Below are 18789 nucleotides of genomic sequence, written 5' to 3' on the forward strand. Positions count from 1 at the left end.
ACCTGTCCCGTGGGGATGGGTCAGTTGGGAGGGCTTCGGCAACTTCCATACCAATTTTTCAAAACCACCGGCAGAGGCCCGCAGTGAAGGCGTGCGGCGCACAATCGGCTGGACCGTGCAAAGCGCGCGAGCGGGCGACTGTCCCCAGTATTGGGGGTAGATGGGGGCAACGGGGCAGACGGGGAATTGGTGGGGGGACAAAACCCGAAGTCGGGCAAATGCCGGTCAGTAGGCTATAAACCTATAGGGAGTTTCGGGGAACAACGTCCATGAATATCCAGACCAGACCCCTTCAGCAGGAAGAGGCCGATATCCGCCTGAGCTCGCGCAAACAGCCGTTCAATCTGCTGCGCTGGTTCTCGCTGATCAGCATGGCCGTGATCGGCACGGTGGCCGTGGCGCTGGGGGCGGTGTCCACGCGTTTCGTGATCACCGAGAGCGTGCAGCGCGATGCGTTGCTGACCTCGCAATTCATCCAGGCGATTGCCTCGGCCGAGGTACGCCATGTTGCCATCCCCAACGTGCGGACCATGGGCGAGTTGCTGGACCCGCGCAAAGACAAAGACTTTACCGACGTCGATCCCTTGGCCCGTGCCAGCGCCCGTGGCGAATTCCTCGATCATGTCGAGCACTTGCCGGACGTGATCCTGGCCAACATTTATGCCCCTGACCGCATGGTGATCTGGTCGACCAATCCGGAACTGATGGGCACTACGATCCATGCCGACGAAGACCTCGACCAGGCGTTCGCTTCCAGGATGCCGGTGTCTGCCAGTTACCACAACGTGGACGAGGGGCGCATGGAGCAGAAGTTCGTAACGCCCCCGGATTACATCTTTATTGAAAACTACATACCGCTATTCGATGCCGACCACGAAAACGTCACGGCGATGGTCGAGATCTACAAGGAACCCAAGGACCTGATCGAGCGCATGGAACGAGGCCTGGCGCTGATCTGGCTGGCCACGGCGCTGGGCGGTGGACTGATTTATTCAGGGCTGTACTGGATCGTGCGGCGGGCGGCGATCCTGCTGGCCACGCAACAAAAACAACTGATCACCAACGAAACCTTCGTGGCCCTGGGGGAGATGTCATCGGCGGTCGCCCATAGTCTGCGCAACCCGTTGGCGACCATTCGCTCCAGCGCCCAGCTGGCCCTGGAGTTCGACAGTGGTCCGGCGCACAAGAACATCAACGACATCATCGGTCAGGTGGATCGCATGTCGAAATGGGTTCGCGAATTGCTGCAGTCCTTGCGACCCCTTAATGATGAACCCGAGCCGGTGAATCTGGTGGCGGCTTTGCATGACAGCCTCATGGCTTTCGAGCAGCAGATTGCCAAGGCCGGGGTCCACGTGGTGTTCGAGCCGAAGGAAACGCCGATGGTGCTGAGCCAGCAAGTGCAGCTCACGCAAATCCTCAACAGCCTGCTGGCCAACGCAGTGGAAGCGATGGACAGGGGCGGTACGCTGACCATCACACTGGAACCGAACGATGCCAAAGGGATTGGCGTGGTGGTGAGCGACACCGGCAAAGGCATGAACGAAGAACAGCGCAGCATGGCGTTCCGGCCTTTTTTCACCACCAAGCAAGGCGGGCTCGGCGTCGGGCTGGTCCTAGTGAAGCGGATCATGGAGCGTTTTGGTGGCGCGGTGAAACTCGATAGCCGCGAAGGCGAGGGCACTCGGGTCCGTTTGTCGTTCAAGCGCATTCCCTGAAACTGGGTATGAACTTTCCCCGTTAGCGGGTGTCTGGCCCCAGTCATTTTCCCCGGGTATGGCACATTGATGTTGATAAGCCATTGTTTTATCGAGTGTTAATACTTTCGTATAAACCTGTTACAAATCTGGCGAGCTCCTTGCAAAACCACCACTACCCCCTTCATGACTTCGAGGCGGCTGGTGATGGACAGAAAAGCGCGGTACCCCTTCAAATGGTTCGGCCTGATGACGCCATTGAGCGTCCTACTGACAATGACGCTAGGCACAGCGACACTGCGCGCCAGCCCCATCGATGACGAACGACAGCCGGAACCTACCGACCCCTCGGCTTACTACGACGAACCGGCTGACGAACCGGCCGCCCTGAACGCCATTTTGACCATGCCGGAGGCCAACGTAGATTCCTTCGATTTGCCCAATGGCGTCAAAGGCACCCGGGACGAGACGCGCAAGGAAAACGTCCTGCCGCCGCCGGTGCAGACCAGTTTCAACTACCCCACCAACGGTAAGCCGAGCCCATTGTTCGGTGCCCAGCCGTTCACTCAGCAACTGGTGTTGTTCGAAGAGTTCGGCCCGGAAAAACTCGACCCCACCACCCCGGCGGCGCCGTTGGGATTTCCACCGGCAGCCGTGGGCCCGTTGCCCCAGCAAGACCCCAACAACGCGGCTCGCAGTGCGCCACCGAGCGCAGCGCTGGATGCGTTTTTGCGGCAACCGGGTCTGACGCCGTTCCCCAGCCAGTATTCGAACGTGGTGGACCGCAACCCCTGGCAAGCGCAGATCGAGGTGTTCCTCAACCGCCGTATCGGCTCTTCGGCTGAAGGTCGTCCACCGGGAAAAGGCTGGTCGCATCAGCGCTGGAACGAGTTCTACCCGCAAGTGGCCTACAAAACCGTGCAAACCGGGGCGAGGCTCAACAGCGGTTGGCGTGACAGCCATCAGATGCATGGTTATGCCGTGGGCGAATTCGGCCCCGGTGGCCTCTATCACAACGTGGCGGGCGTGCCGGCAACCGATGGCACCGCCAAAGGCGTCGATGCGCGTTTCCACCCGAGCATGCCGGTGCAGAACCACAATTCGGTCTGGACCTTCGACGGCACCTTGCCGCCCAAACTGCTGATGGTGCGGTACGGTCAGCCGGTCCTGATGCGTCACTACAACGGCTTGCCGATCGACCCGTCGGCCAACATGGGCTTTGGTCTGCACACCATCACCACCCATGAACACAACGGCCACGCACCGGCGGAAAGCGATGGCTATGCCAACGCGTTTTTCTTCCCGGGGCAGTATTACGACTATCGCTGGCCGATCCAGCTGGCCGGTTACGACAGCATCAACACCGACGCCCATGATCCACGCGCGGCGTTCCCTTGCGCACCGGGCGAAACCCTGTGGACCAACGACGTGAGCCCCAGCCGCAAGACCTGCGATCACGGCACGATCAAGATCCGCGGCGACTGGCGCGAAACCATGAGCACCCACTGGTTCCACGACCACATGCTCGATTTCACCGCGCAGAACGTCTACAAGGGCAACGCGGCGATGATGAACTACTACAGCGCCCTGGACCGTGGCAACGAATCGGTGAACGACGGCGTCAACCTGCGTTTCCCCAGCGGCAGCGCCTTGCCGTGGGGTAACCGCGACTACGACGTCAACCTGGTGTTCGCCGACAAGGCCTGGGATCAGAGCGGCCAGTTGTGGTTCAACCCGTTCAACACTGACGGCTTCCTCGGTGACCAGGTGCTGGTCAACTGGCAGTGGAAACCGACCCTCGACGTGCGCGCCCGCAGTTATCGTTTCCGCATCCTCAATGGTTCGGTCTCGCGTTACTTCAAACTCGCGATAGTGCGTGAGGTCAAGGGCACCAGCGGCGAGTTCCAGGGGCCGAAAAACTCCGGCGTTTCCTATAGCCGCGTGCCGTTCCACATGATTGCCAACGACGGCAACATCATGGAGCACAGCGTGCCGTTCGACGGCAGCATGGACCTCGACGCCGATGGCGATAAGCAAAATCACAACGCGATCCTGCCGACCCAGGGCATCGCCGAGCGCTTCGACATCATCGTCAACTTCGCGAAAAACGGCATCAAGCCTGGCGACAAACTGTTCGTGGTCAACCTGCTGGCCCACGACGATGGCAAAGGCCCGAAAGAACCGATCCCGCTGGGTGATGTGCTGTCGGAAAAATACCTGGCGGTGATCAAGCAAGGCAGCAAAGGTCCGCAGTGGGACAGGGGCGATCCGGGCGTGGGCAAGGTCTTGCAGCTCAACGTCAAGGCCTACACCGGTCAGGACCTGGCCATGGACCCTGCGGCGTACGAACCGGCCAAACCGGGTAAAGCCGAAGGTCTGGTGATGATTCCGCTGAAGATCCATCGCGACAATCCCGCCGACAAGGCCCTGTTGGCCAACGCTCGTCACCGCACCTTCACCTTCGGCCGTTCCGACGGCACCGATGAGGCACCGTGGACAGTCAAGACCGATGGCGGCTTCGGCTTCCACATGGACCCACGGCGCTTGAACGCGGCGACCAAACTGGCCAGCGGTCCGACCGATGCCGGGACTGCCGGATTCGGCACCCTGGAGGTCTGGAACATCAGGGCTGGCGGCACGGGCTGGAGCCACCCGGTGCATGTGCACTTCGAGGAAGGGATCATTCTCAGTCGCGGCGGCAAGGCGCCACCGGAATGGGAAAAATGGGCCCGCAAAGACGTGTATCGCATCGGTTCGGAAAAGGACGGGCTGGACAACGTCGAGATGGCGATCAACTTCCGCGAGTTTGCCGGGACCTACATGGAGCACTGTCACAACACTCAGCATGAGGACAACTCGATGCTGCTGCGCTGGGACATTGAGAAACCCGGGCAATTCCAGTTGATGCCGACACCGCTGCCAAGCTGGGATGGCGTGCGCTACGTGAACTCCGCCGCGCTGCCAACCTTCCGCAATGGCGATGGCCTGGGCCCTAAAGTGGTGGTCAAGCCATGAACCGGGAGCGCGTCGACAGGACTGTGCACACGCCGCGCTCCCGCGCCTTGGGCATGCACCTGATGTTGTTGCTGATCACCTGCCTGCTGGTCAGTCGGGTGCTCACAGCCCATGAAGGAGCCTTGTCGCCGACGGAGTCGGCGACACCCTGGGGCGGCGACTATTTCCCCAACACCCTGCTGACCGATCAGGACGGTCGGCAGGTGCATTTTTTCGATGACCTGATCAAGGACAAAGTGGTGGTGATCAACTTCATCTTCACTTCGTGCAGCGACTCTTGCCCGCTGGAAACCGCGCGCCTGCGTCAGGTGCAGAAGTTGCTGGGGGACCGTGTCGGCCAGGACATCTTTTTCTACTCCATCAGCATCGACCCCCTCAGCGACACGCCCGAGGTGCTCAAGGCTTACGCTCAGCGCTTCAAGGTCGGACCCGGCTGGAAGTTTCTGACGGGAGAATTTGCCGACGTCACTGACCTGCGCAAAAAACTCGGGCTGTTCATCGAGGGCGTCGACAACGGACGCAGCAAGGACCACAACCTGAGCCTGATCGTCGGCAACCAGAGCACCGGTCGCTGGATGAAAGCTTCGCCTTTCGAGAACCCGTGGATCCTCGCGGACCAGTTGGCCAACACGTTGCAGAACTGGAAGAAAGCCAGCGTTGAAGAAAGTTACGCCAACGCGCCTGAAATCCGCCCGCCGAGCAATGGCGAAGAACTGTTCCGTACCCGTTGCGCGTCGTGCCACAGCCTGGGCCCGATGGACGGGCAGGGGATCGGCATGCGCAGCATCGGTCCGGACCTGATCGGCGTGACGCGCCAACGCGACCCGGCCTGGCTCAGCCGCTGGATTCGTGAGCCAGACAAGATGCTGGCGGAAAAAGACCCGATTGCGGTGGAGTTGTTTGAACGTTTCGACAAAATCCCGATGCCCAACCTGCGTCTGGATGAGAACGCTGCGCAGTCAATCATGGGATTTTTGCAGGAAGAAACCGAGCGCCAGAAACCGATGGAAGCGGCGCAGGCGCAATAGCGGCGAAATACTATCAGTGAAGCCGTCCCGTGCGATCAATGCCACCTACACTGATCGGTGAAACGGCTAAAGGCGTGATGCATACCTTCAGGACAACGCCATGCAGACCCAGGAAACTCAAAATACAGCGGCACCGGAAGTGCCAGCAGCAGACACCCCGGGCCGCAACGGACAGTTCAATCTGCTGCGCTGGTTTTCCTTGGGCAGCTTTTTCATCATCGCGGCTGTCGCGTTGGGGTTGGGCTATGTCTCCACGCGTTTTGTCGTCGATGAAAGCGTCGAGCGTGATTCCATGCTGACTGCGCAGTTCATCCATGCCATCGGTGATGGAGAAATTCGCCATGCCGGCATCACGCTGGAAAGAACCATGGGTGAAATGCTTGATCCGCGTGATGAAAATGCCTATCCCGACGTCGATCCGGGTTCCCGTGCGGCGGCCCGCATAGAGTTTCTCGATCATGTCGAACACCTGCCGGATACGCTGCTGGCGGTGGTGTATGCGCTGGATCGCACGGTGGTCTGGTCGACCAACCCGAAAATGATCGGCATGCGCGTCGAAGGTGACGAGGAACTGGACGAGTCCTTTGAAATGAAGGAAATCGTGTCCACCAGCTACCACAAGATCGACGACGAGCGTCCCGAACAGATGCTGCTGCGCGAACCCCAGTACCTGTTCATCGAGAATTACATCCCGATGTTCAATGCCGACAAGAGCAAAGTCATCGCCATGGTCGAGATCTACAAGGAACCGGCGGACCTGGTCGAGCGTATCCAGCGTGGTTTCAAGGCCATCTGGCTGGCGACCGCGCTTGGCGGCCTGGTCATCTACCTTGGGCTGTTCTGGATTGTGCGGCGCGCATCAATGTTGCTGCAAAGCCAGCAGAAACAATTGATTACTAACGAGACTTTTGTTGCCCTGGGGGAAATGTCCTCGGCGGTCGCCCACAGCTTGCGCAATCCGCTGGCGAACATTCGCTCCAGTGCCGAACTGGCCCAGGAAATCGCCAGTGATGGGGCGCAAAGGAACATTGGCGACATCATCAGTCAGGTCGACCGGATGTCGCGCTGGGTGCGGGAGTTGCTGGTGTCATTGCGGCCCATGAACGACGACTACGAAACCGTGGACCTGGTGCTGGCCATCGATGACACCTTGAGTGCTTTCGATGCGCTGATCAAACGTTCGAACGTGCAAGTGCACTTCACGCCGCAGGCCTGCCCACCGGTCGTCAGCCAACAGGTGCTGCTCACGCAAATTCTCAATAGCCTGTTCGCCAATGCTCTGGAGGCCATGCCCAAGGGCGGCGTGCTTAATATCGATATTGAACAACCCCGGCCCGGTGAGGTGCGGATGACGTTGAGCGATACCGGCAAAGGCATGAGCAAACAGCAGCAGCAAATGGTCTTCAAGCCGTTTTTTACAACCAAACAGGGCGGGTTGGGCGTTGGCCTGGCCCTCGTCAAACGAATAATGGAACGCTTCGAAGGCTCGGTTGAATTGACCAGCCAGGAGCAGGAAGGAACCCGCGTCTGTCTCAATTTTAAAGTGGCAACGGGAGGGGACTATGGAGCACAGCATACTGCTGGTCGAGGATGATGAACTCCTGGCCGAGAATATTCAGACCTACCTGGAGCGCAAAGACTTCGAGGTAACGGTTTGCCACTCGGCTGAAGAGGCGTTGGAGCAATTGGGCACATTTGCTCCAGACGTGGTATTGACCGATAACTCGCTGCCGGGCATGAGCGGTCATGACCTGATCCAGAAGCTGCGCGTCAGCGCGCCGGATCTGAAAGTGATCATGATGACCGGCTACGGCAACGTCGAAGACGCCGTGGTGGCGATGAAAGAGGGCGCGTTTCATTACGTGACCAAGCCGGTGGCCTTGCCGGAACTCAAGCTGCTGCTGGACAAGGCCCTGGCCACCGATCGCATGGAACGCACGTTGTCGTTCTATCAGGAACGCGAGGCGCAGAAGTCTGGCGTGCAAGCGTTGATCGGTGAATCGGCGCCGATGCACTATCTGAAAAACACCATCGCTCAATTGCTCGACGCCGAACGGCGCATGGCCAACACCGATTTGCCGCCGGTGTTGGTGGAGGGTGAAACCGGTACGGGCAAGGAACTGGTGGCCCGGGCGCTGCACTTCGACGGCCCGCGCAGCAAAGGCCCGTTCATTGAGTTCAACTGCGCCTCGATTCCTTCCAATCTGGTGGAGTCGGAACTGTTCGGCCACGAGAAGGGCGCCTTCACCGATGCCAAGGACCGCCGTGTCGGTCTGGTCGAAGCGGCTGACGGCGGCACGCTGTTTCTCGATGAAGTCGGGGAAATGGACCTGCTGCTGCAAGCCAAATTGCTCAAGCTGCTGGAAGACCGGACCATTCGCCGGGTCGGCTCGGTCAAGGAGCGCAAGGTCGACCTGCGGGTGATCAGCGCCACCAACTGCAACCTCGAACAGATGGTTCAACAGGGCAAATTCCGGCGTGACCTGTTTTTTCGCCTGAGGATCATTTCGATCAAGGTTCCGCGCCTGTATGCCCGTGGCGAGGACATCCTGCTGCTGGCTCGACACTTCCTGGCGACCCACGGCAAACGCTATGGCAAGCCGAACCTGCATTTCAGCGATCAGGCTGAACAACTGCTACTCAGCTACAGCTGGCCGGGCAACGTGCGTGAACTGCGCAACATGCTGGAACAAACCGTGCTGCTGGCGCAGAGCGACACGATTGCGGCCCATCAGCTCAATGTGTGCCTGAGCCTGGTGGATGATCCGATCGTGCTGCAAGAACCCCAACACCACGAGCCGCGTCCGCTGTACAGCGCCAACGAGTCGATGAATCTGCCGGAAGTCGAGCGCGACATGGTGCGCAAGATGCTCGACAAGACCGACTGGAACGTCACCAAGTCAGCACGCCTGCTGGGCCTGAGTCGCGACATGTTGCGCTACCGGATCGAAAAGCTCGGCCTCGCGCGCCCGGACAAACGCCAATGGTGAATCACTGCATCAATGGCCCTTGGCGACTGAGGCACTCAAGCAGGCACGAAGGGTCGAGGACTTCTTCGTTCACGTAGACGCCGTGTTCGGCATCGTAGGAACGAACGAAGACCCGCACGGAAGCGTCTGCGACGGTCGGTAACCGGGAATCGTGGAAGTCGTGCTGACTGGCAATCGGAATGAAATTCTGAGGGGCTGTCGGGATGTACGATCCCGGCGGCACGATGCTCATGGACGGCGGCACCGGGTGAGCGAAGGGCTGGTCGGCGCCGTAATAATTGAACTCACTGCTGTAGTCGGTGGTGGGTGTCAGGCTGTCGTCCGCCTGGGCGCCAGTGATGGCGGTCAGGCTGAGGGCGATCAACAGCGTCAGATTGTTTCTTTTCATGGCAACACCTGTGAAGTCGGTTGTCCGCACATCCCCAAGGCCATTAACTATAGCTGCCGTACAGGCACGCGTTCGCGATGCCCGGGTTACAACATTCCAACAAACGCCAAATGGGCTTTTTCAAAGGCCTGACCTAGACTCGTGCCGGTCAATAAAGACCGAGCGAGGACGCGCGCAATGGACATGCCGACCAACCAAAAAGTCATCGCCAGCAACCGCGATGCCTGGAACGACTCCGCCCGACACCACAAGGACACCCCCGAATGGCAGACGCTATTGATCGCCGTTGGGCAGGGGGACTTTTCCTGCCTGGATGCAACGTTGACGGGTGTGCTGGAACAGGTGGGCGTCGATGGCAAGGATGTGGTGCAACTGGGCTGCAACAACGGGCGCGAAAGCATTTCGCTGTTTGCCCTGGGCGCCCGCAGTGTGGTGGGCGTTGATCAGTCTGAAGCGTTTCTCGCTCAGGCGCGGGAACTGGCGTCCCGCTCGCCCCATGAACCGCAATTCATCGAGGCAGACATTCATCACCTGCCCACTGAGCTCCACGACCGGTTCGACAGGGCATTGATCACCATCGGCGTGCTGAACTGGATGCCGGACATTGCGCAGTTTTTCCGCCATGTCGCGCGCACCCTCAAGCCCGGCGGCGCGCTGGTGGTGTACGAAACCCATCCGTTCCTGGAAATGTTCGACCCTGAGTCTGAGGATCCCTATCGGCTGGACAGCTCGTACTTTCGCAGCGAACCGTTCGTGCAGAACCAGCCGATCGTCTACGAAGGCAAAGTCGACCAGCCGGCGGCTTCCTCCTACTGGTTCGTCCACACTCTGGGCGCGATCCTCACCGGTGCCATAGAAGCGGGGCTGCAGATCAGCCACTTCAAGGAACACCCGCATTCCAACCGCGAGGAACTCTACGACCGGTATGAACAGCAGAAAGCGCAGTTGCCATTGTGTTTTACGATGGTAGCGGTGAAGCGCGAGTAAATGTGTTGCACCAGCTGACCCCTTCGCGGGCAAGCCCGCTCCCACAGTTGATCTTTGTCGAACACCAATGCTGTGTTCACTGAAGATCCCTTGTGGGAGCTAGCCTGCTGGCGATAGCGATTTAGCAGTCACCGCAATGCTAAATGTACGACCGTCATCGCGGGCAAGCCCGCTCCCACAGTTGAACGTCGTCGAACACCAATGCTGTGTTCACTGAAGATCCCTTGTGGGAGCTAGCCTGCTGGCGATAGCGATATACCCGTCACCGCAATGCTGAATGTGCCACCTCTATCGCGAGCAGGCTCGCTCCCACAGTTGAACGTCGTCGAACACCAATGCTGTGTTCACTGAAGACCCCTCGTGGGAGCTAGCCTGCTGGCGATAGCGATTTAGCAGTCACCGCAATGCTGAATGTGCCACCGCTATCGCGAGCAGGCTCGCTCCCACAGTTGAACGTCGTCGAACACCAATGCTGTGTTCACTGAAGATCCCTTGTGGGAGCTAGCCTGCTGGCGATAGCGATTTACCAGTCACCGCAATGCTGAATGTACGCCCGTCATCGCGAGCAGGCTCGCTCCCACAGTTGAACGTCGTCGGACACAAATGCTGTGTTCACTGAAGATCCCTTGTGGGAGCTAGCCTGCTGGCGATAGCGATATACCAGTCACCGCAATGCTGAATGTGCCACCGCTATCGCGAGCAGGCTCGCTCCCACAGTTGAACGTCGTCGAACACCAATGCTGTGTTCACTGAAGATCCCTTGTGGGAGCGGGCTTGCCCGCGATAGCGATATCCCAGTCACCTCAAAGCTAGATGTACGACCGCATTCGTTACTCCGGGCGGCGTTTCGAGGAAAGCCGCGACCCGGTCTCTGTACCAGCAGTCAGGCACTCGCCGCGCCGGTCACCACAGGCCGCCCCGGTTTGCGCAGCGGGTCCAGGCGTGAGCCGCTATAGGTGGTTTCGCGGTAGAAGCGCCAGCGACCGAACAGGGTGTAGACGTGGGTGACGCGGCCCTGTTCGTGATAGCCCATGCGAATGTGCAGTTTCAGCGCCGGGATGTTGTGGGTTTCGCAGACGTCTACCACTTTGTGGCAACCCTGGGCGCGCATGGCCTCCCAGAGGGTGACCTGAACATCCACCGACAGGCTGGTGCCGAAGTAGGCCCGGGTCATTTCGCCGCCAAACTCGAAGAATTCACCGGGTTTGACCGGGAACCAGCAACCGTAATAGTGGCGGTCGTGGTAATCACGCACGCTGCCCCAGATAAATCCAACAGCGTGGCCGTCTTCGTCCAGGTACATGTGCCCGGTGTAACCTTCGGCGGCGAGCTCGGCCATGGTGCCGACGCGGTCGCCAAAATGCTTGGCGAATGCCGTGGCGTTTTCCGGGGTGATGTTCTCCATACGCAGGCCCGAATAGGGACGCAATTTGTGCGGCGGTACCGGGCTGATCAAGTCGCGCTCCATCCACAAAAGTTCCCTGTGGAAGTACACGTAGCGTTTCCACAGCGTGTTGAACGTGCGGCTCAAGCCTTTTTGTTTGATACGTTCGCGAAGCTTTTCGATGGTGCTCATGGAGCTCTCCTTAGCCATAGCCAGGGTGTGTGTGGAAACGCTATTTATGGATATAGATCAACGTTGCAAACTCATCTCAAAGCGCCGGCCTTGAATGTGTTGCAACGTATGTAACTCATTCGAGTGCAACTTCTGCGGTGGCCGACACGCTGTTCACAGCGCCATAGGACACCCGTGGAATACCGTGAAGTCGCAGCTCTAGCACCTGTGTCAGTGACTCCTCGGGACGCAAATAGGCATCACCGAAATCCGCCCCGAGTTGGGTCGGATGGGCCACGATTTCCAGCACTCCGTCGGTGGGCATCGCCTCATTGCGCAGGTCAACCGGGGTGCACACGTAATCGGCGGTCACACCGGCCAGATGCTGCAGTCGGCCATTGAGGAAGGTCTTGAACACGCGTTTGGGCAGGCTCAGGTTTTGCCCGAGATTGCGCGCAAGGCGCACCGCCACGCCCTGGCTGGCAGCGAAGCAGGCGACGATTTCGCCGATGGGCCAGATGTTGTGCACGTGTTGATGAGAATCGATGTGGCTCGGCCGAACGCCGTTGTCCACGCAACGCTGCCATTGGGCCTGCAACTCCTCCAGCACCGCATCGCGGTCCCGGCGACTGAGCCAGAGACGGTGGCGGGAGAGATTGAGATCAAACACGCCGTTGCGATCGCAGAAGTTCGTCCGACCCAGGATCGACTGACTCAACGGGCGTCCGTACGTCAGGTTGAAATGCAGGCCGATCCGGTTTTTCAGTAACGGATGCTGGGCCATGACGCAGGCAGCCTCAAAGGCCGGCATGTTGGCCATGGCCGTGGCGGAGCTGATCACCCCGGCCTGGAAAGCCCCCAGGATCACCGCGTTTTCGCAGGCGCTGAGACCGAAATCGTCAGCGTTGACTATGACTTGGCGAGGCATGTTCGCCCTCCCTGTTCAGTTCGATGGGCGCCGCCTTGACGGGGGCGGCGACGGGAGCCGGCGCGGGTGCCACGGCTACAGCCGCTGCTGCACGTCTGGCTCGCCATTTTTGCAATGAGGGTTTGAGCACCTGCCACAGCCTCAGCGCCAGACCCAGCGCGAGACCGCTGGGGCGCCAGGAATAGAAGCTCCAGCGCCAGTGTTCCAGTTGCCCGGTCATGCGTTCGTGAAGCTGATGGCTGGAGTTTTCCAGGCTCACCCGCGACGCATCGATCCAGCGCCAGTGCTCATCCAGCCCCCAGCGAATCCATTCTTCGAGCAGCACCCGACCGCTGCCCAGATCGGCGTATTGCGGCAGGAAAGCCAGGTTGTAATCGTAGAGCCGGCCTTGCTCCAGCAGCCCGAGTCGATAGCTGATGCAGCGCCCGTCCAGTTCCAGCACGACCACTCGCACAAGTCCTTGTTCGGCCAAAGCGGTGAAGGCTCGGTCCATCCATTGTCGGTGGCGTTCGTCAGAAAAAATTCCGACGCCTTCATCGCCTTTCCAGCTCACCGCTTCGACTTCACTGATGGCCTGCAACAATGGACCCATGGTCGTGGCGTCCGGCGTGATCCGCCGTACCTGGGCGCCACAGGCGGCGATGCGTTTGCGTGCCCGGCGCAATTTGTAGCGTGGGTCGCCCGAGACTTCCTGGTGATCGGCGTCGCTGATCAGGTGCACCGGCACCCGACAACTGAGGCGTCGTTCACCGGTCGAGGAGTGCACCATCCACTCGGTCAAGGCACTTTCTTCGCCGGCAGGTTCGGATAACTCATTGAGTTGCAGCAGGGCATGGGGGAGCTTTCGGCGAATCTCGACCAATGCCTTGCGGACATTCTCCCGGTCCATTCTGGCGAGTAAGGCCAGGCGGTCGGTAAGGGGGTAGCCAAGGTGATGCAGCACGCGAAAGGGAAGTCCGCCGAAACGCTCGACGGACGCCACCAAGGGCAGGCACAAGACCAGTTCACTGCCTTGCCAGCCAAGCAGCACGTGCAGACTTTCCCCGGCTTTCAATGCCTGTTCGGATGCGCACATCCAGGCCAGGGCATTGAACGGCGTGTGGTCCGTCACCCGCAGACGCAACGTCTCATACGCCGTTGCCGGGAAGTCAGGGGCGCACAGCGAAGTGCGCCATTCAAATCGTGCTGCCATAGGGTCAGGTCGCCGCTGCTGTGGCAGGTTCACGGGCCGGTTTGCGCAAGGCATCCAGGCGTGAGCCGCTGTAATGGGATTCGCGGTAGAAGCGCCAGCGACCAAACAGCTCGTAGACGTTCATGATCCGCCCCTGTTCGTTGTAACCGGTGCGTATGTGCAGTTTGAGGGCCGGGACATTGTGGAACTCACAGACATCCACGACCTTGTTGCAGCCCTGGGCCAGCATGGCTTTCCACAATTCCGTTTGTAGGTCCATCGACAGCGCGGTACCCCAATACGCCCGGGTCAGCTCGCCGCCGAATTCAAAGAACTCACCTTTTTTCACTGGGAACATGCAGCCGTAATAGTGCTTGTCGTAATAGTCGCGTGCGGCGCCCCAGATGAACGCTACCGCGTCACCCTTATCGTCCAGGTGCATGTGCCCGGTGTAGCCTTCGCGGGCCAGTTCGGCCATGGTGTCCACGCGATCGCCGAAGTAACGGGTGAACGCCACGGCGTTCTCCGGGGTGATGGTGACTACTTGCAGCGGTGGATAGGACCTGAGTTTGTACGGCGGCACCGGACTGACCAGGTCACGCTCCATCCACAGCAGTTCCTCGTGGGAAAATACGTAGTGTTTCCAGGCTTTTTTAAGGGTGGTGCGCAAGCCTTTTTGCCGGATGTGTTCGCTGAGCTTGTTGAAAATACTCATTTTATCGACTCCTGACGGCATGGGCCGAAAGTGGAGTGGTGCGAGGCGCGGCCAATAACCGGCGTCGCTTTTCAATTCGTGGGCATTCATGAGGCGCTCCAGCTGAGGCTGAACAGGGTCAGTCCAGGCAGTTCGAAGCTGACGCGCCCGTTCTGGCAGTTGAACGGTGCGTCGCGGCTGCGATTGTCGGCGCCGAAATAGCGCAATGAACCCTTGGCCAGCGGACAGCTGACTCCAGACAGATCCACACGCTGCAAGCGCGTGCCTTTATTGACGCCCAGCAGGCTGTGGTTGAGGTCCTCGGCCATGGCCAGCACATCAACCTCAAAGGCGCTGTTCTCCAGTCGAATCACATCGTGCAGCCAATGCTGCCGGATGAATTGCTGGGCCAGTCCCACCGGTTTGAGTTCGAAACGGTCGTCGCCGAGTACGCGCAACATGCCTTTGGGGTAGTTCGGTTCGTCGGCGGCCTGGAACCAGCCCAGCATTTCCAGCAAGCCATCCTGAGACGAGTTGATCACCACCGAAGCCCACCACAGCGAGGCGAAGTGGGTTTCCTGATCGTAAGGGCTGAGGCTCGACCCGCTGGACATGTTGGTCTGGTCCAGCAGCAAGGCTTTGCGCGGCCGGCCCTGAGCATCGAGGCCGACCAGATCGGCGGCGCGGCGCACGCTATCACGGTAGACCCGGGTCGCCAGCAAGTCGCGAATCATCCATTCGTGCCAGGCCAGGGCGTCGATGTTGTCGCCGGATTCGGCCAGCAGGCGTTTGGCCCAATCGATGCCGCGTTTGTCGGCGGCGTTGTCGGCAAACGGTCCGTTGATCAACCGTGAACTGGCGGGCATGGCGATACGCACGCCCGCCTTGGCGTTGGCCGGATCGCTGCGCACTTGCCGGGCCATGCTGTTGAAAATGCTTTGATAGTGGGCGTAGTCGGGGTAGTTGAGGTTCGGCTCGTCGGCAAAACCGATGTAATGCGTGCCTTTGCCGCCAAGGGCGCGTGTCGCCGCGAGCCAGGCGTCGAGACCGGCGTTGCTCATGGTGTCGGCACGCAGGTCAGCTTGGCGCTCGCTACCGGCCAACAGGGTGATGTCCTGGGTGATGCCGAAACGGTCTTGATACAGCCGACGGAAAGCGTCTTCGTAGTGCGGGTTCTTCGCCGTAATGTCGACGAAGCTGTAGTAAGTGCCCGCCTGCGGCTTGAGCGCGTCGAGCACTGCAAAACTCGATTCCGGTGGCGAGACGTAGGGCAGGGCAATGCCCAGGTTCGGGGTCGGCCCCAGCACTTGTTTGGTCAGGGTCAAACGGGTCTGGCCGTCGTCCTCGCGCAGGGGCTTGAGTTGCTGCGGATTCTGCGCAAACAGGTTGGCCGTGCCGTCGAGCCAGAACGCCACTTTGCCGCTGCCTTGCAGGCGCAGGCGCCAGACTTGTTCCTCGCGGGTGACAGGCAACTCGACCTTGTCGAACTGCCAGTAAGCCCGATACGGTTTCAACGCCAGCGCCACTTGCTTGCCGTCACCGACCCGCTGCGCTTGCAAGGCGCTGACGCCACCGTGGAATTTGCCGGCCAGCACCGCGTGTTCTCCCGGCGCGACCTTGAAAAACAACTCGTCGCCGTCACGGGTTTCGGCGCTGAAATGCACCTTGGCCGGGGCGAACAGTGCCACCGTGTGCTCGTCGTGTTCGACCTTGTAGCGACGGAAGCTGTAGCCGGGAATCTCCAACTGGTAGCTGGCCGCGCCTGGCGCCAACGGCCAGCTCTGGGTGCCGCGTGATTCGCTGGCGGCGATCAGCCGTTCGCCCGCAAGGTTGCCTTTACCATCGAGCAGGTACAGGCGTTCTTCGTTGGCATCCGCTTGCCAGGCCGGAGTCCAGCGCACCGTCAGCGTGTCGGGGCGATCCGTTTGCAGGTACAGGCTGCCATCGCGAATGTCGGCCCAGCGCATGGATGCACTCCAGGCGTCGAACGACAGGCCCAGGCCTACCAGCAGCGCGAAATACTTCATGCCGACTTCCGTTGCAGCATGTGCAGCATCGGCGTCACATCGCTGGGCAGGATGATCAGGGTTTGCCAGACCGGCACGCCGCTCAACCGGCAATACATCACCAGCAGCGCCAAGGTCACCGCCACATAAGCGATGGAGGAAGCCGCCGCCGCGCCGACGATGCCGTAGGCCGGAATCATCAACAGGTTCAGCGCCAGGTTTAGCAAAGCCCCCAGGCCCATCAACAGCGAAATCGTGCCAGGACGGTTTTTGCCCAGCAGGTCCAGGCGCAGGATGCTTGCGTAACACAGACCCAACAGGCCCGGGAGCAGCGCCAGCAAGGCTGGATAGGCAGGCTGATAGGCGACGCCGAACAGCGTCACGATCAGCCATTCACCGATCACCGCCATGGTCAGGCAGGCGCCGAGCATCACCGTGGCGGTCAGGCGTAGGGCCAGCGGCGTGACTTTGTCGATGCCTTCTTCCTGTTGCAGCAGGCGTTTCATCAGCGGCGTGGTCACGGCTTCCGGGACGATCAGCAGCAATTCGGCGGCGGCGCTGGCCATCGCGTAATGACCGAGCGCGGTGCTGCCGAGCAGGGCGCCGATGAACAGGTAATCGGAGCGCAGGATCACTTGCTGGAACAGCAGGTCGGGATGGCTGCGGGCACTGTAGCGCAGCAGTTCGTTCTGGCTGGCGCGGTCCCATTGCAATTTCAAGGGCTGATCGCGTTTGAGCCAGAACCAGCCGGCCAACACCACCAGGCTGATCCCCGACAGCCAACTGATCAGCGCGGCTTCCAGCGCGGAGTCTTTCCACATCCAGAACAAGGCCAGGAACAGCAGCAGCGGCGCCAGCGATTCCACAAGGCGCAAGGCATTGAATGCCACCACGCCACCCGACGCGTTGTGCAGCGTCAGCAAACCGCTCTTGAGCACGGTCAACGGCACCGCCAGCAGCAACAGCCAGGCCAGCAGACCCAGTTGCGTGGTGATGTCGAGTTCACTGCCGAACTCACGCACCAGGGCCACCACGAGCAAGGTCAAAAGACCCGCCAGCAAGCAACCGAACACCAGCACCTGACTCAACAGCAAGCCCATGGGCCGTTGTTTGGCCGCCTGGTAACCCACGGCTGAATTCAAGCCGCCGCTGGTCGCGGCGCTGATCAGGTCGGGCAGGGTGCTGAGCAGGGCAAACAGACCGCGTTCGCTGGGTCCGAGAATCCGCGCCAGCAACACGTTGCGCATCAGCCGCAAACCGATCATGGCCAGTTTGGTGCCCATGCTCAGGGCCAGGTGTTTCAAGTAGTGGCTACGGCTCATGCGCGTGCCCCGCGATACAAGCGCCAGGACAGCAGCTGAGGGTTGCGCGCCGCCCGCTGGCTGACGCCGAACCGTGGCAGGTTCAAGGGGTCGCAGTTGCGCCGATAAATCCCGGTACCGGTACCCAGGGCGAACGGGAAATCATGCTCGGCGACCTGTTCGCGCACCCGGGCATCGTTGTCGCCGTTGGGGTAGCAATAGACCGGCAGCGGCCGATTGCATCCGTTGAGCAAGGCATCGCGGCTGCGGCTCAGTTCTTCATGCAAGCGCTGATCGTCAAGGCCGGTGAGAATCGCATGACTGGCGCCGTGAGGGCCGAACCGCACCAGCCCGGAGGCTTCCAGCGAGCGCACCTGATGCCAGTCCAGCGCTTGGGGCAACGACTCGTCGGGGCACTCATCGGTCAGTCGATTGAGGTCTTGCGGGCTCAAGGTTTTCAGGCTTTGCAGAAAATTCAGCAAAGCCAGGCTGCGACGTTCCACCTGCAGTTCGTCGAAGGGCACGGGCAGCGGCCGACCGACTTGTTGCAGGCAATCGATCAATTGCTTGCGCGCCCGTTCGCCGTGGCTGCCCCAGAGGGTTTCGCCGATGCTTTCCCACCAGAACCGCTGGCGGCTGCCGATGAAATCGGTGGAGAGAAAAATGCTCGCTGGCACCTGATATTTCTGCAGCAGCGGGAAAGCGTTCACGGCGTTGTCGCGCCAGCCGTCATCGAAAGTCAGGGTGATTTTCGGCCGATCCGATCTGACCTTGCCGGGTTGCAGGATCTCCATCAACGACACGCAATCGAAGTGCTTCTTCAGCCACCCCAACAAATGCTCGAAGGCCTTGGGTCCTACGCAAAGCTCATTACGGTGGGGCAGGTCGGCGGCGTCATCGCTGGCCAGCACCCGATGCAACATCAGAATCACCCCGGCGCCCTGCAATTGGTTGCGCCCCACCGACGAATTGAGATACAGCCAGCCACTGGTACTTTTTAAGAGTTGTTTGATTGCCATGGCTCAGTCC

The 18789-nt window shown here is 60.2% G+C and carries 14 protein-coding genes; 6 read left to right on the plus strand and 8 right to left on the minus strand.

All coding sequences use genetic code 11. The features are described from left to right. The first annotated feature begins 269 nt into the window (after window positions 1-269). From BLQ41_RS17315 to BLQ41_RS17335, 5 genes are all read left to right on the plus strand, one after another. Window positions 270-1718 (plus strand): sensor histidine kinase, encoded by a 1449-nt coding sequence (locus BLQ41_RS17315; RefSeq protein ID WP_090182708.1) that lies wholly within the window; start codon window positions 270-272, stop codon window positions 1716-1718. Window positions 1719-1904: 186 nt separating this feature from the next. Next, complete coding sequence (locus BLQ41_RS17320) at window positions 1905-4712, plus strand: multicopper oxidase domain-containing protein (RefSeq protein ID WP_090182709.1); 2808 nt, start codon at window positions 1905-1907, stop codon at window positions 4710-4712. Beyond that, entirely contained in the window at window positions 4709-5740 is a 1032-nt protein-coding gene (locus BLQ41_RS17325; RefSeq protein WP_090182711.1) for an SCO family protein, read from the plus strand. Before BLQ41_RS17320 ends, BLQ41_RS17325 begins: the two co-directional genes overlap by 4 nt. A 100-nt stretch (window positions 5741-5840) precedes the next feature. Next, window positions 5841-7334 carry a sensor histidine kinase gene (locus BLQ41_RS17330; RefSeq protein WP_090182712.1) on the plus strand — a complete coding sequence of 498 codons (1494 nt, stop codon included), beginning with the start codon at window positions 5841-5843 and terminating at the stop codon, window positions 7332-7334. Further along, window positions 7303-8730 (plus strand): sigma-54-dependent transcriptional regulator, encoded by a 1428-nt coding sequence (locus BLQ41_RS17335; RefSeq protein ID WP_090182714.1) that lies wholly within the window; start codon window positions 7303-7305, stop codon window positions 8728-8730. The genes BLQ41_RS17330 and BLQ41_RS17335 overlap by 32 nt, the downstream gene beginning before the upstream one ends. 1 nt (window position 8731) lies before the next feature. Here BLQ41_RS17335 and BLQ41_RS17340 read toward each other — a convergent pair whose 3' ends face one another. Beyond that, window positions 8732-9118, minus strand: coding sequence for a hypothetical protein (locus BLQ41_RS17340; protein WP_090182715.1), 387 nt, complete (start codon window positions 9116-9118; stop codon window positions 8732-8734). Window positions 9119-9295: 177 nt separating this feature from the next. Here BLQ41_RS17340 and BLQ41_RS17345 point away from each other — a divergent pair, with 177 nt between their 5' ends. Further along, entirely contained in the window at window positions 9296-10105 is an 810-nt protein-coding gene (locus BLQ41_RS17345; RefSeq protein ID WP_090182717.1) for a class I SAM-dependent methyltransferase, read from the plus strand. An 883-nt stretch (window positions 10106-10988) separates the two neighbouring features. Here BLQ41_RS17345 and BLQ41_RS17350 read toward each other — a convergent pair. The 7 genes from BLQ41_RS17350 to BLQ41_RS17380 form a co-directional block, all read right to left on the minus strand. Next, entirely contained in the window at window positions 10989-11681 is a 693-nt protein-coding gene (locus BLQ41_RS17350) for a GNAT family N-acetyltransferase (protein WP_090182718.1), read from the minus strand. 115 nt (window positions 11682-11796) lie between these two features. Next, window positions 11797-12588, minus strand: a complete 792-nt coding sequence (locus tag BLQ41_RS17355) for a ChbG/HpnK family deacetylase (protein ID WP_090182719.1) — start codon at window positions 12586-12588, stop codon at window positions 11797-11799. Further along, window positions 12560-13780 (minus strand): GNAT family N-acetyltransferase, encoded by a 1221-nt coding sequence (locus BLQ41_RS17360; RefSeq protein WP_090182721.1) that lies wholly within the window; start codon window positions 13778-13780, stop codon window positions 12560-12562. The genes BLQ41_RS17355 and BLQ41_RS17360 overlap by 29 nt, the downstream gene beginning before the upstream one ends. Window positions 13781-13784: 4 nt before the next feature. Continuing rightward, window positions 13785-14474: an N-acetyltransferase gene (locus BLQ41_RS17365; protein WP_090188636.1), complete on the minus strand. Its 690-nt coding sequence runs from the start codon at window positions 14472-14474 to the stop codon at window positions 13785-13787. Between the two features lie 86 nt (window positions 14475-14560). Continuing rightward, window positions 14561-16480 carry a hypothetical protein gene (locus BLQ41_RS17370; protein WP_090182723.1) on the minus strand — a complete coding sequence of 640 codons (1920 nt, stop codon included), beginning with the start codon at window positions 16478-16480 and terminating at the stop codon, window positions 14561-14563. Beyond that, window positions 16477-17781, minus strand: coding sequence for a lipopolysaccharide biosynthesis protein (locus BLQ41_RS17375; RefSeq protein ID WP_090182724.1), 1305 nt, complete (start codon window positions 17779-17781; stop codon window positions 16477-16479). The genes BLQ41_RS17370 and BLQ41_RS17375 overlap by 4 nt, the downstream gene beginning before the upstream one ends. Next, the gene (locus BLQ41_RS17380; protein WP_090182726.1) at window positions 17778-18779 is read right to left on the minus strand and encodes a polysaccharide deacetylase family protein; all 1002 of its coding nucleotides are present in this window, start codon (window positions 18777-18779) and stop codon (window positions 17778-17780) included. The genes BLQ41_RS17375 and BLQ41_RS17380 overlap by 4 nt, the downstream gene beginning before the upstream one ends. Window positions 18780-18789 lie beyond the last annotated feature (10 nt).

The sequence above is a fragment of the Pseudomonas arsenicoxydans genome, from assembly GCF_900103875.1.
Lineage (GTDB): Bacteria > Pseudomonadota > Gammaproteobacteria > Pseudomonadales > Pseudomonadaceae > Aquipseudomonas > Aquipseudomonas arsenicoxydans.

What these genes read in the sequence shown, in the direction of transcription:
- BLQ41_RS17330 (WP_090182712.1), top strand. Translation starts at nt 5,841, where the DNA reads ATGCAGACCCAGGAAACTCAAAATACAGCGGCACCGGAAGTGCCAGCA.
- BLQ41_RS17375 (WP_090182724.1), bottom strand. Translation starts at nt 17,781, where the DNA reads ATGAGCCGTAGCCACTACTTGAAACACCTGGCCCTGAGCATGGGCACC.
- BLQ41_RS17315 (WP_090182708.1), top strand. Translation starts at nt 270, where the DNA reads ATGAATATCCAGACCAGACCCCTTCAGCAGGAAGAGGCCGATATCCGC.
- BLQ41_RS17370 (WP_090182723.1), bottom strand. Translation starts at nt 16,480, where the DNA reads ATGAAGTATTTCGCGCTGCTGGTAGGCCTGGGCCTGTCGTTCGACGCC.
- BLQ41_RS17365 (WP_090188636.1), bottom strand. Translation starts at nt 14,474, where the DNA reads ATGAGTATTTTCAACAAGCTCAGCGAACACATCCGGCAAAAAGGCTTG.
- BLQ41_RS17345 (WP_090182717.1), top strand. Translation starts at nt 9,296, where the DNA reads ATGGACATGCCGACCAACCAAAAAGTCATCGCCAGCAACCGCGATGCC.
- BLQ41_RS17380 (WP_090182726.1), bottom strand. Translation starts at nt 18,779, where the DNA reads ATGGCAATCAAACAACTCTTAAAAAGTACCAGTGGCTGGCTGTATCTC.
- BLQ41_RS17320 (WP_090182709.1), top strand. Translation starts at nt 1,905, where the DNA reads ATGGACAGAAAAGCGCGGTACCCCTTCAAATGGTTCGGCCTGATGACG.
- BLQ41_RS17355 (WP_090182719.1), bottom strand. Translation starts at nt 12,588, where the DNA reads ATGCCTCGCCAAGTCATAGTCAACGCTGACGATTTCGGTCTCAGCGCC.
- BLQ41_RS17340 (WP_090182715.1), bottom strand. Translation starts at nt 9,118, where the DNA reads ATGAAAAGAAACAATCTGACGCTGTTGATCGCCCTCAGCCTGACCGCC.
- BLQ41_RS17350 (WP_090182718.1), bottom strand. Translation starts at nt 11,681, where the DNA reads ATGAGCACCATCGAAAAGCTTCGCGAACGTATCAAACAAAAAGGCTTG.
- BLQ41_RS17335 (WP_090182714.1), top strand. Translation starts at nt 7,303, where the DNA reads ATGGAGCACAGCATACTGCTGGTCGAGGATGATGAACTCCTGGCCGAG.
- BLQ41_RS17360 (WP_090182721.1), bottom strand. Translation starts at nt 13,780, where the DNA reads ATGGCAGCACGATTTGAATGGCGCACTTCGCTGTGCGCCCCTGACTTC.
- BLQ41_RS17325 (WP_090182711.1), top strand. Translation starts at nt 4,709, where the DNA reads ATGAACCGGGAGCGCGTCGACAGGACTGTGCACACGCCGCGCTCCCGC.